This window comes from Streptomyces syringium, assembly GCF_017876625.1.
GTDB classification, from domain to species: domain Bacteria; phylum Actinomycetota; class Actinomycetes; order Streptomycetales; family Streptomycetaceae; genus Streptomyces; species Streptomyces syringius.
Map to the genome: position 1 here is coordinate 7,331,463 of NZ_JAGIOH010000001.1, position 13,467 is coordinate 7,344,929.

Annotated in this window: 1 protein-coding gene and 1 pseudogene; both read left to right on the forward strand. The window is 75.0% G+C overall.

The genetic code is table 11. The features are described from left to right. The first annotated feature begins 195 nt into the window (after window positions 1-195). Entirely contained in the window at window positions 196-6,597 is a 6,402-nt protein-coding gene (locus JO379_RS31375) for a type I polyketide synthase (RefSeq protein WP_443742811.1), read from the forward strand. A 39-nt stretch (window positions 6,598-6,636) separates the two neighbouring features. Then, window positions 6,637-13,440: pseudogene (locus JO379_RS31380) on the forward strand (type I polyketide synthase); the annotation flags it as partial. Window positions 13,441-13,467: the final 27 nt, after the last annotated feature.

The following is a 13,467-nucleotide window of genomic DNA, read 5'->3' on the forward strand; positions in this document are numbered from 1 at the left end:
CGGTGAGCTCAAGAGGTCCTGAATCTCCTTGTGAAGGGCAGCACGTTCGACATGACCGATGACACCAAGACGCTCGACTACCTCAAGCGCCTCACCGCCGAGCTGTTGGAGACCCGTGAGCGCCTCCGTACCGCGGAGGCGGTCGGCCGGGAGCCGATCGCGGTCGTGTCGATGGGATGTCATTACCCCGGCGGGGTGTCGTCGCCGGAGGAGCTGTGGCGGCTGGTGGCGACCGGGACCGACGCGATCTCGGCCTTCCCCACCGACCGGGGCTGGGACGCCGAGGACCTCTTCGACCCGGACCCCGACCGCCCCGGCCGGACCTACGCCCTCGAAGGGGGCTTCCTCGACCGTGCCGCGGAGTTCGACGCGGACCTGTTCGGGATCAGCCCCCGCGAGGCGGCCGCGATGGACCCCCAGCAGCGGCTGCTGCTGGAGACCGCGTGGGAGACGTTCGAGCGGGCGGGGGTGGACCCCGGCTCCCTGCGGAGCCGGCCCGTCGGGGTCTTCGTCGGATCCCTGTTCGTGGCCGGCAGCGGTGGCATCGGGATGACCGAGGGCACCGAGGGCTACCACATGACGGGCAACGCCGCGAGCGTGCTGTCGGGGCGCCTCGCCTACGTGTTCGGCCTCGAAGGCCCCGCCGTCACCGTGGACACCGCCTGCTCGGCGTCCCTGGTGGCGGTGCACCAGGCCGTCCAGGCGCTGCGGCAGCGCGAGTGCGACATGGCCCTGGCCGGTGGTGCCACGGTGATGACGACGCCGGGGGTCTTCACCGAGTTCAGCCGGCAGCGCGGCCTGGCGCCGGACGGCCGGTGCAAGGCGTTCGCGGCCGCGGCGGACGGGACCGGCTTCGGTGAGGGCGCCGGTCTGGTGCTGCTGGAGCGGCTGTCCGACGCGCGGCGCAACGGGCATCCGGTGCTGGCCGTCATCCGCGGCTCCGCGGTCAACCAGGACGGCGCGTCCAACGGCCTGACCGCACCGAACGGCCCGTCCCAGCAACGTGTGATCCGGCAGGCACTGGCGGCCGCCCGCCTGTCGGCGGACCAGGTCGACGCCGTGGAGGCGCACGGCACGGGGACCGGGCTGGGCGACCCGGTCGAGGCCCAGGCCCTGCTGGCCACCTACGGCCAGGACCGGCCGGCGGACCGGCCGCTGTGGCTGGGCTCGATCAAGTCGAACCTCGGGCACACCCAGGGCGCGGCGGGCATCGCCGGCCTGATCAAAATGGTCATGGCGGTACGGAACGGGGCCCTGCCGAAGACCCTGCACGTCGACGAACCCTCCGCGCACGTGGACTGGGACACCGGCGCGGTCCGGTTGCTGACCGAGAACCGCGAGTGGCCCGAGACCGGCCGCCCGCGCCGGGCGGGGGTGTCGTCGTTCGGCATCAGCGGGACCAACGCGCACGTGATCCTGGAGCAGGCACCCCAGGACGACCACGCGGACGCCGGCCCCAACGACCCGGCCGGCTCAGCCGGCCCCGTCACCGCACCCGAGCGGGTGCCGTGGGTGCTCTCGGCCCGGGGCGAGAGAGCCCTGCGGGACCAGGCGGAGCGGCTGACGGCCGAGCTCCGGGCCCGGCCGGAACTCCGGCCGGTGGACGTCGGCTGGTCGCTGGCGACCTCCCGCGCGGCCCTCGACCAGCGGGCCGTGGTGTGGGCGGCCGACCGGGACGGTCTCCTCGCGGGACTGACGGCCCTCGCCGAGGGCCGCCCCGCCCCCGGCGTCGTGCGCGGCGCGGTGGCCGACGGCCGGCTGGCGTTCCTCTTCTCCGGCCAGGGCAGCCAACGCGCGGGCACGGGACGTGAGCTGGCCGCCGCCCACCCGGTGTTCGCCGAGGCCCTGGAGACGGTGTGCGGGCACTTGGACCCGCGGCTGGACCGACCGCTGCGGGAGGTCCTGTACGCCGCCGAGGGAACGCCGGAAGCCGGACTCCTGGAGCAGACCTCGTACACCCAGGCCGCCCTCTTCGCCTACGAGGTGGCCCTCTTCCGCCTCCTCGAACACTGGGGACTCACCCCCGACCTCCTGCTCGGCCACTCCATCGGGGAGCTGACGGCCGCACATGTCGCCGGCGTCCTGTCCCTGGAGGACGCGTGCGCCCTCGTAGCCGCCCGCGGCCGGCTGATGCAGGAGGTGCCCGGCGCCGGCGCGATGGTCTCCGTGCGGGCCACCGAGGCGGAGATCCGGCCGTGGGTGGAGGAACGCGCCCACGAGCTGTCCCTCGCCGCGGTCAACGGACCGGACGCGGTGGTGGTGTCGGGCGCCGAGCACGCCGTGCTGGAATGCGCCGCCCACTGGGAGAGCGAAGGCCGACGGACCAAACGGCTCCGGGTGAGCCACGCCTTCCACTCCCCGCAGATGGACGGGATGCTTCAGGAGTTCGGCCGGATCGCGGAGCGACTCACCTTCCACCCGCCCCGGATCCCCATCGTCTCGAACGTCACCGGGGACATCGCGACCACGGACCAGCTGTGCTCGCCGGAGTACTGGGTCCGCCACGCCCGCGCGGCGGTGCGTTTCCGCGACGGGATGCGCCGGCTCGTGGCGGAAGGAGTGAACACCTTCCTGGAGGTCGGGCCGTCCGGGGTGCTGACGGCCATGGCCCAGGACTGCCTCGCCGAGGACGCGGACAGCGCCGGCACCGTGCTCGTCCCGGTGTCGCGGCGCGGCCGGCCCGAGGCCGACACCGTGCTCGCGGCCGTGGCCGAGGCGTTCGTCCACGGGGTCCGGGTCGAGTGGACCAAGCTCTTCGCGGACACCGGTGCCCGCCGGGTGGACCTGCCCACCTACGCCTTCCAGCGCCGCAGTTACCCCTGGGGCCGGGCAGGCGCGGACGCCGATGTGACCGCCGCCGGCCTCACCGGGCTCGGACACCCGCTGCTCGGGGCGTCCCTGGCCCTCGCGGACTCCCAGGGGCTCGCCCTGACCGGGCGGCTGTCCCGGCGGACCGAGGCCTGGCTCGCGGACCACGTCGTGCTCGGCGCCGCACTCGTGCCGGGCACCGCCGTCGTCGAGATGGCGGTCCGCGCCGGCGCCGAGGCCGGCTGCCGGCGGCTCGTCGAGCTGACCCAGGAGGCACCGCTGCCCGTGCCCGACCGGGGCACCGTCCACCTCCAGGTGCGGGTGGGGCCCGCGGGGGAGGAGGGCCACCGCCCGGTGGGCGTGTACTCCCGGCCCGACGGCGCCGACGCGGACGAACCCTGGGTCTGCCACGCCCGCGGCCGGCTCGGGCCCGAGGCCGCCGCCGTGCCGGCCGGCCACGGCGGGACATGGCCGCCCCCGGGGGCGCGCCCGGTCGCGCTCGACGGGTTCTACGAACGTCAAGCCGCCTCCGGCCTCGACTACGGGCCCGCGTTCCGCGGGCTCCACCGGGCCTGGCGGCTCGGCGACGAGGTGTTCGCGGAGGTGGCGCTCCCCGAAGAGGCGCGGGCCGGAGCCGCCCGCTACGGCGTCCACCCGGCGCTGCTCGACGCCGCGCTGCACACCGCCCTCCTCGACGGGGAGGACGGCGAGCAGCCGCCGTTGCGGATTCCGTTCGCGTGGCGCGAGGTGTCCTTCCACGGCAGTGGCGCACCGGCGCTGCGCGCCCGGCTGACCCCGTCCGGCACGGACTGTGTGTCCCTCGCCCTGTGGGACGAACGCGGTGCCCCGGTGGCGTCGGTCGGTGAGCTGATCACCCGACCCGTCTCCGCCGACCGGCTCCGGCCCGCACCCACCCATGACGCGCTGTTCCGCATCGACTGGGCGGAGCCCGTGGCAGGCCCCGCGGCAGCGGCCGCCGCCGCACGCTGCGCCGTGCTCGGGGACGACGACCTCGCGGGCCGGCTCGCGGCCCCGGCGTTCGCGGACCCCGGTGCGCTCCTCGCGGCGATCGACGCCGGCGAGCCCGTGCCGGACCTGGCGCTCCTGGTGTGCCGCGGCGACGGCGCCGACGACGCGCGGGCCCTGTGCGGGCGGGTGCTGGACGTGCTCCGGACCTGGCTCGCGGACCCCCGGCTGCTCGCCTCACGGCTGGTGGTGGTGACCCGTGGCGCCATGTCCGCCGCCGGGGAGGAGACCACCGACCTGGCCGCCGCCACGCTCTGGGGGCTGGTGCGCTCCGCACAGTCGGAGCACCCGGGACGCCTCGTGCTCGTCGACCTGGACGGGCACCCCGACTCGGCGGCCGCCCTCCCGGCGGCGGCGTCCGGAAGCGAACCGCAGCTCGCCCTCCGCTCGGGGCAGGTACGCGTGCCGAGGCTGGCCCGCGGGGTGGAGCGGGGGAGCCTCCTGCCCCCGCCGGGGGTACGGGAGTGGCGGCTGGACCTGGCCGGCGGGGGTACGGTGGACGACCTGGTCCTCACCCCGTCCCCGGAGGCAGCCGCACCGCTGGCGCCCGGGCAGGTGCGGATCGCGGTGCGCGCGGCCGGGCTGAACTTCCGTGACGTCGTCATGGCCCTGGGCATGGTGCCCGACCGGCGGGCGCTGGGCGGCGAGGTCGCCGGTGTGGTCACCGAGGTGGGGCCGGACGTGACCGGACTCGCCCCCGGCGACCGGGTGTTCGGACTGGCCGCCGCCTGCCTCGGCCCGGTCGCGGTCGCCGACCACCGCACGCTCGCCCCGATGCCCCACGGCTGGTCCTTCGCCCAGGCCGCCTCCGTCCCCGTCGTCTTCCTCACGGCCTATTACGGCCTGGTGGACCTGGCCGGTGTACGGCCGGGGGAGACGGTGCTCGTCCACGCCGCGGCCGGCGGCGTCGGCATGGCCGCCGTGCAGCTCGCACGGCACCTGGGGGCGGAGGTGTTCGCGACGGCGAGCCCCGCCAAGTGGGACACCGTGCGCGCCGGGGGAGTCGACGACGAGCACCTCGCCTCCTCGCGCGACAGCGGCTTCGAGGAGCGCTTCCGCGCGACGAGCGGGGGCCGTGGCGTCGACGTCGTCCTGAACTCCCTGACGAAGGACCTGGTCGACGCGTCGCTGAGGCTGCTGCGGCCGGGCGGCCGGTTCGTCGAGATGGGCAAGACCGACATCCGCGAGCCCGACGAGGTCGCCGCCGGCTACGAGGGGGCCGCCTACAGCGCGTTCGACCTGATGGACGCCGGGCCCGAGCGCATCGCCCGGATGCTGGCCGACCTCCTCGCGCTGTTCGAGCAGGGGGAACTGCGGCCCGTCCCGGTGACGTCGTGGGACGTCCGGCAGGCACCGGAGGCCTTCCGGTTCCTGGCCCAGGCCCGGCACATCGGCAAGATCGTCCTGACGATGCCGCCCGCGTGGGACTCCACGGGGACCGTCCTGATGACCGGTGCCACCGGGGCGATCGGTGCGCAGGTGGCGCGGCACCTGGTCCGCCACCACGGCGTCCGGCATCTCCTCCTGGCCGGCCGCCGCGGACCGGACGCCGACGGCGCGGCCGAGCTGATGGCCGAGCTGACCGCGTCCGGCGCGACGACGGTCAAGGCCGTGGCGTGCGACGTGGCCGACCGGGCCGCCGTGGCGAAGCTGCTCGCGTCGATCCCGGACGAGCACCCCTTGAGCGCCGTGGTGCACGCGGCGGGCGTGGTGGACGACGGGGTCCTGGAGTCGATGACTCCGGAGCGGATCGACACGGTGTTCCGGCCCAAGGTCGACGGCGCCTGGAACCTCCACGAACTGACTCAGGACCGTGAGCTGTCCGCGTTCGTCGTCTTCTCCTCCGCTGCGGGCACCCTCGGCACCGCCGGCCAGGCCAACTACGCGGCTGCCAACACCTTCCTCGACGCGCTGGCCGGCCACCGCCGGAGCACCGGCCTGCCCGGTACCTCCCTGGCCTGGGGGCCGTGGACCGGCAACGGCGGGATGGCGGAAGAACTGGGCCGCGCCGACCGGGAGCGGATGAGCCGTTCCGGTGTCGTCGGCCTGTCCACCGAGGACGGCCTGGCGCTCCTCGACGCGGCCCTCGCCGCCGACCGGGCGGTGTCCCTGCCGATGCGGCTCGACAAGAAGGCTCTCCGGTCCGCCGCCGAGGACGGGGCCCTCCCCGCGCTGCTGCGCGAGCTGGTCCACGTCCCCGCGGCGGACGCGGGACCGCCCGCGGCGGCGGACACGCTGCGCGGACGCGTGGGTCTCCTCGCCCCCGAGGAACGGCACCAGGGCGTGCTCGCGTCGGTGTGCGAGCAGGTGGCCGTCGTCCTCGGACACGCGACGCCGGAGGCCGTGGACCCCCAGCGCTCGTTCAAGGACCTGGGGTTCGACTCGCTCACCGCGGTGGAGCTGCGCAACCGCCTCACCTCCGCGACCGGTCTGACCCTGTCGGCCACCCTGGTCTTCGACTACCCGACACCGGCCGTGATGGCGGACCACATCGACGAGGTGCTCCTCGCCGAGCTGGGCGCGCCGGCCGACCCCTTCCTCGCCCGTCTCGACGACTGGGCGGCAGGCCTCGCCGCGACGGAGCTGGACGACACCGAGCGGGAGCGGGTGGCGGCCCGGCTGCGCCTCCTCGCCGCGCAGTGGGGCGACGGAGCCGGCGCACGGTACGGCGGGGACGGCGGAACCACCGTCGCGGATGAGCTCGACTCGGCAGACGACGACGAACTCATCGACTTCATCGGCAAGGAACTTGGCATCTCCTGACCGGACATCGGTCGATTCTCGGCAAGGTGGTTTCAGATGGTGACCGACGACAAGATTCGCTACCTCCTCAAGCGGGTGACCGCCGACCTGCACGAGACGCGGGGCCGCCTGCGCGAGCTGGAGGACGCCGCCGGAGAACCGATCGCGTTGGTGGCGATGGGCTGTTCGCTGCCGGGAGGTGTCCGGTCGCCGGAGGACCTGTGGCGCCTGGTCGTCTCCGGACAGGACGCGATAGCGCCCTTCCCCGAGGACCGCGGCTGGGACGTGGACGGCCTCTACGACCCGGATCCGGACCGGCTCGGGAAGACCTACGCGCGGGAGGGCGGCTTCCTCGCCGACGTGGCGTCCTTCGACGCGGGTCTCTTCGGCGTGGGGCCGCGTGAGGCGCTGGCCCTGGACCCCCAGCAACGTCTGCTGCTGGAGGTCTCCTGGGAGACCTTCGAGCGCGCCGGCATCACCCCGTCCTCCCTGCGCGGCAGCCGCACCGGTGTCTTCGTCGGCACCAGCAGCCAGGAGTACGCCTTCCTGGTCCGCGGCGCCCGGGAGAACTTCGAGGGCTACTCGACGGGTTACCTCGCCAGCGTGATGTCCGGACGGCTGGCCTACACCTTCGGGCTCGAAGGCCCGGCGGTCACCGTGGACACCGCCTGCTCCTCCTCGCTGGTGGCACTGCACCAGGCCGTGCAGTCCCTGCGCGCCGGCGAGTGCGGCCTCGCCCTGGCCGGCGGCGCGGCGGTGATGGCGACACCGGGCATGTTCGTCGAGTTCAGCCGGCAGCGCGGAATGGCGGCCGACGGCCGCTGCAAGGCGTTCGCCGCGGCGGCGGACGGCACCGGCTGGGGCGAGGGCGTCGGTCTGGTGCTGTTGGAGCGGCTGTCCGACGCGCGGCGCAACGGGCATCCGGTGCTGGCCGTCATCCGGGGTTCCGCGGTGAACCAGGACGGCGCGTCCAACGGGCTGACCGCACCGAACGGCCCGGCACAGCAGCGCGTGATCCGCGCCGCCCTGGCGAACGCGGGGCTCGCGCTGTCCGACGTGGACGCCGTCGAGGCCCACGGGACCGGGACCACCCTGGGCGATCCCATCGAGGCCCAGGCGCTGCTGGCCACCTACGGGCAGGACCGGCCGGCCGGACAACCGCTGTGGCTGGGGTCGCTGAAGTCGAACATCGGCCACACCCAGGCCGCCGCGGGCGTCGCCGGTGTGATCAAGATGGTCATGGCGCTGCGCAACGGCGTCCTGCCGTCCACCCTGCACATCGACGAACCCACCCCGCACGTGGACTGGTCCTCGGGCGCGGTGGAGCTGCTGACCGGCAACCGCGACTGGCCCGAGACCGGCCGTCCGCGCCGGGCCGGCGTGTCCTCGTTCGGGATCAGCGGCACCAACGCCCACCTGATCCTGGAACAGGCACAGCAGCCGGAGCAGGCCGAACCGGACGCCGCCCCCGGCACCGAGCCGGCCGGGCCGGTCCTGATCGGCGGCGCCGGCGGCGAGGACCGCCGGGACACGGCACCGATGCCGTGGACGGTCTCCGCGCGGACCGACCGGGGACTGCGGGAGCAGGCGGCCCGGCTGCGCGACCACGTGCGCGACCACCCGGAGCTCTCCCCGCCCGACGTCGGCCATTCCCTGCTGACGTCACGGACCCTGTTCGACCACCGCGCCGTCGTGCTGGCCGGGGACCTGGACGGCTACGTCACCGGCCTCGACGCCCTGGCCGAGGGGCGCGTCGCCCCCGAGGTGGTGGCGGGGGTCGCGACGGATCCGGGGAAGCCGGTGTTCGTGTTCCCCGGCCAGGGAGCCCAGTGGGCGGGCATGGCCGCGGGGCTGTACCGCGACTCGGCGGTCTTCCGCGACCGGTTGGACGAGTGCGCCGCCGCGGTGGACCCCCTGGTCGACTTCTCGCTCGTCGACGTCGTGTGCGGCGCCGACGGCGCCGCCTCACTGGACCGCGTCGACGTGGTGCAGCCGGCGCTGTGGGCCATGATGGTCTCGCTGGCCGCGCTGTGGCGGTCCTACGGCGTCGAACCCGGTGCCGTGGTGGGCCACTCCCAGGGCGAGATCGCCGCCGCGTGCGTCGCGGGCGCGCTGTCGGTCGAGGACGGCGCGCGGATCGTGGCACTGCGGTCCCGCCTCGTGGCCGAACGCCTCTCCGGCCGCGGTGGCATGGCCTTCCTCGCCCTTCCCGTGGACCGGGCCCGGGACTGGCTCCAGGCGTGGGAGACCCGCCTCGCCGTCGCCGCGGTCAACGGCCCCTCGTCCGTCGTGGTCTCGGGCGACCCCGGGGCGCTGGACGAGCTGCTGGCCCTCGCCGAGGGCGAAGGGGTCCGGGCGCTGCGCGTCGCGGTGGACTACGCCTCCCACTCGGCCCAGGTCGAGACGCTGGAGGCCGAACTGGCGTCGGTGCTCGCCGGCATCACGCCGCAGGCGGCCCGGATCCCGTTCTTCTCGACCGTCACCGGCGCCGTGGCCGACACCTCCGGGCTCGACGCCGCCTACTGGTACCGCAACCTGCGGGAGACGGTCCGCTTCGACCCCACCGTGCGCGCCCTCCTCGCGTCCGGACACCGCACGTACGTGGAGATGAGCCCGCACCCGGTGCTCGCGGTGTCGGTCGAGCAGATCCTGGACGACGCCGCCACGGAAGGCGTGGTGCTGACCTCGCTGCGGCGCGACGAAGGACACCTCCAGCGCTTTCTGACCTCCGTCTCGGAAGCGCATGTGCGCGGCGTGCGGGTCGACTGGTCGTCCCACCTCGGACCGCACCGCCGGCTGGTGGACCTCCCGACCCACGCGTTCCAGCGACGGCGGTACTGGCTGGACGCGGCCCCCGACGCCGCGGCGCGGGAGGACGACGACAGCGCGTCCACCCCGTTCCGCCAGCGGCTGGCGGAACTCCCCGCGCCCGAACAGCGGCGGGTGGTGCTGGAGACGGTGTGCGAGCACGCCGCCGCGGTACTGAACCTGGCCTCCGCGGCGGACGTCGAGTCCACCAGGGCCTTCACCGACCTCGGGTTCGTCTCGATGACGGCGATGGAGCTGCGCAACCGGCTCGCCACCGCGACCGGTGTCCGTCTCTCCCCGGCGGCGGCCTTCGACCACCCGACCCCCGAAAAGCTCTCCGCGCTCCTGCTGTCCCGGCTGACGGGCACTCAGGAGCCGGCCACGGAAGCGGTGCGGGCGGTGCCCGTCGCCGACGAGCCGATCGCGATCGTCGCGATGGGCTGCCGGTACGCGGGCGACGTGGCCTCCCCCGAGCAGCTGTGGGACCTCGTCGCCTCGGGTCGGGACGCGACCTCGTCCTTCCCCGCCAACCGCGGCTGGGACGTCGAGGGCCTCTACGACCCGGAGCCGGGCCGGCCGGGGCGGACCTACGTCCGCCGGGGCGCCTTCCTGCGCGACGCCGACCAGTTCGATCCTCTCCTGTTCGGGATCAGCCCGCGGGAGGCCCTGGCGATGGACCCGCAGCAGCGCCTCCTCCTGGAGGTGGCGTGGGAGGTGTTCGAGCGGGCGAGGATGTCACCGGAGACCGTCCGGGGCAGCCGTACCGGTGTGTTCGTGGGCATCGCCGGCCAGGACTACCTGCCGTTGCTGACCGCCGCCCCCGAGGACAGTGCCGGCCACCTCATGACCGGGACGTCGACGAGTGTCGCCTCGGGCCGGCTGGCCTACACGTTCGGCCTCGAAGGGCCGGCCGTGACGGTCGACACCGCGTGTTCGTCGTCCTTGGTCGCCCTCCACCTGGCCGTCCAGGCCCTGCGGGCGGGCGACTGCACGGCCGCCCTGGTGGCGGGAGCCACCATCCTGTCCACCCCGGGGGCGTTCGTGGAGTTCAGCCAGCAGGGCGGGCTGGCACCGGACGGGCGCTGCAAGGCGTTCGCCGGGTCGGCCGACGGCACCGGCTGGGGCGAGGGCGTCGGGGCGATCCTGGTGGAACCGCTGTCGGAGGCCCGCCGTCACGGACACCCGGTGCTGGCCGTGATCCGTGGCACCGCGACCAACCAGGACGGGGCGAGCAACGGCCTCTCCGCGCCCAACGGGCTCGCCCAGCGGCGCGTGATCCGGCAGGCCCTGGCCACCGCCGGGCTCACCGCCCGCGATGTGGACGCCGTCGAGGCGCACGGCACGGGCACCACCCTCGGTGACCCCATCGAGGCCGAGGCCCTGCTGGACACCTACGGCCAGGGCCGGTCGGCCCGCAGCCCGCTGTGGCTGGGGTCGCTGAAGTCCAACATCGGCCACACCGCCGCCGCGGCCGGCGTGGCCGGGGTGATCAAGATGGTCATGGCCATGGACCGGGGGGTCCTGCCGCCCACCCTGCACGTGGACGAGCCGACCTCGCACGTGGACTGGTCGTCGGGCGCGGTGGAGCTGCTGACCGAGGCCCGGCCGTGGCCGGACACCGGCCGGGCGCGGCGGGCCGGCGTCTCGGCGTTCGGGATCAGCGGCACCAACGCCCACGTGGTCCTGGAACAGGCACCGGACGGCACCGACGAGAGCGAGCCGGCTCCCCGGTCCCCGCGCCCCGCCGTCACCCTTCCCACGGTCCCGTGGGTGCTGTCGGGCCGGACGGCGAAGGCCCTGCGGGAGCAGGCCGACCGGCTGCGCCGGTTCGTCGGGGAACGCCCCGGCCTGAGGTCCGTCGACGTCGCCCGCTCGTTGGCGGTCCGGACCGGGCTGGAACACCGCGCCGTGGTCCTCGGCCGGGACCGGGACGACGCGCTGACGGCGCTGTCGCTGCTGGCGAGCGAGGAGGCCGCCCCGCACCTGGTCAGCGGCGCGTCCCGCACGCGGCGGCGAGTGGCGTTCGTGTTCTCCGGGCGGCCCGGCGCACCGGGCGGGTCGGGGCGCGAGCTGTATTCCCGGGTGCCGGACTTCGCGTCCGCCGTGGACGAGGCCGGTGCCGCGTTCGCCGCGCATCCGGACCAGCCGTCGGCCAAGGCGTGGGGAGAGCTGTGGTCCGGGGACGGTGAGGCACCGGCGGACCCGGTCCTCGCCCGGGCCGCGCTCTTCGCCGGGCAAGTGGCGTACTTCCGGCTGCTGGAGCAGTGGGGAGTCACCCCCGGCCACCTCCTCGGCGACGTCGCCGGAGAGCCGGCCGCCGCGCACTGCGCGGGCGTGCTGTCCCTGGCCGACGCGGCAGCGCTCGTCGTCGCCCTCGGCCGGGAATCCCGCACCGGAGCGGAAGGCCCCGACGGCGAGCCGGGCGAGGCCGTCCGCCTCACCGTCAAGGAGCTGACGTTCCATCCGCCGGCGGTTCCCCTCCTCTCCGGCCGCACGGGCCGCCCCGTGTCGCCCGAGGAGCTGCGGTCCCCCGAGTACTGGGTCCGGCCGGCTGACGAGGCCGCCGCGCCCACGGACGGCATGCGGTGGCTCACGGCCGAAGGGGTGCGCGACTTCCTGCGCATCGGCCCGGACGGCGACCGGTACGACCTCGCCGGCGACGGGAGCGAGGACGACGACGTCGTCCTGGTGCCGGATCCCGACGACAAGGGGTCCGAGGCGGACACGCTCCTCGGCGCGCTGGCCCGACTGCACGTCAGAGGCGTCGCGGTGAACTGGGAGCGGATCCTCACCGACTGCGGCGCACAGACGGTGGAGCTGCCCACCTACGCCTTCCAGCACCAGCGGTACTGGCCCGAGCTGTCCGGGCTCGCGGGCGCCGCCCGCTCCCACGGCGAGAGCGATCCGACGCGCGCCGAACGGGGCCGGGAATTCCGGCGGCGTCTGGCCGGCGCGGCCGAGGAGGAGCGGGCGGACCTCGTCGCGACCCTGGTCCGCGGGCACGTCGCCGCGGTGCTCAGGCTCGGCGACGGCGACTCCGTCGACGACGGGACGCCCCTTCCCGAGCTGGGGTTCGACTCGCTGACCGCGGTGGACCTGCGGAACCGGGTCGGGGCGGACATCGGCTTCCGTCTCGCCCCCGGCCTCGTCTTCCAGCACCCGACCGTCACCGCCCTGACGCGGCACCTGGTCGACCGGTGGGCGACGGCGGGGACCTCGGACGCGGCGGACGCGGAACCCGACGACACCACCGCGGCGCGGTCCACCCTGGGGCCGCTCTTCGCCCGCGCGAGCGCACAGGGCCGGGCCGACGAATTCCAGGAGCTGGTGCGGCGCGTCGCGGACTTCCGGACCACCTTCGACACACCCGAGGAAGGGTTCCGCGTTCCGCACGTCCGTCTCTCGCGCGGCACCGCGACCGCGAGGCTGGTCTGCTTCCCGACGTTCGCCGGCGGTTCGGGGGCGCACCAGTACGCACGCCTGGCCGCCGCGTCCCGTGGCGAGCGGGACGTCTGGGCCCTGCCGGCGCCCGGCTTCACCTGGCAGGAGCCGCTCCCGGCGTCCGTCGACGCCCTGGCACGCCTGCAGGCGGACGGGGTCGAGCAGTGCGCCGAGGGCAACCCGGTCGTCCTGCTCGGATACTCGGCGGGCGGCTGGATCGCCCACGCCACCGCGGCCGTGCTCGAAGAGCGCGGGGCCGGCCCGGCCGCCGTCGTCCTCCTGGACAGCCACTGGCCGGGCAGCGCGATGCTCCCGCACCTGCACGCCGAGATCGACAGGGCACGGGCGGCGGGGTCGACCGGCGCTCTCTGGACGGAGGAGTCCGGGGACGACGCGCACTTCACGGCCATGGCGCACTACGCCCGGCTGTTCCAGGACTGGGACCCGGAAGGCATCAGCGCGCCGACGCTGCTGGTCCGGGCCTCGGAACCGCCCTTCGAGCAGGCACCGGACGACTGGCAGCCGCACTGGGACCTTCCGCACACCACCGCCGACACGGCCGGAACCCACTTCTCGATCATCCGTGAACACAGTGAGTCCGCACTGCGTTCCGTCCACGACTGGCTCAACGGCCTCCACCGA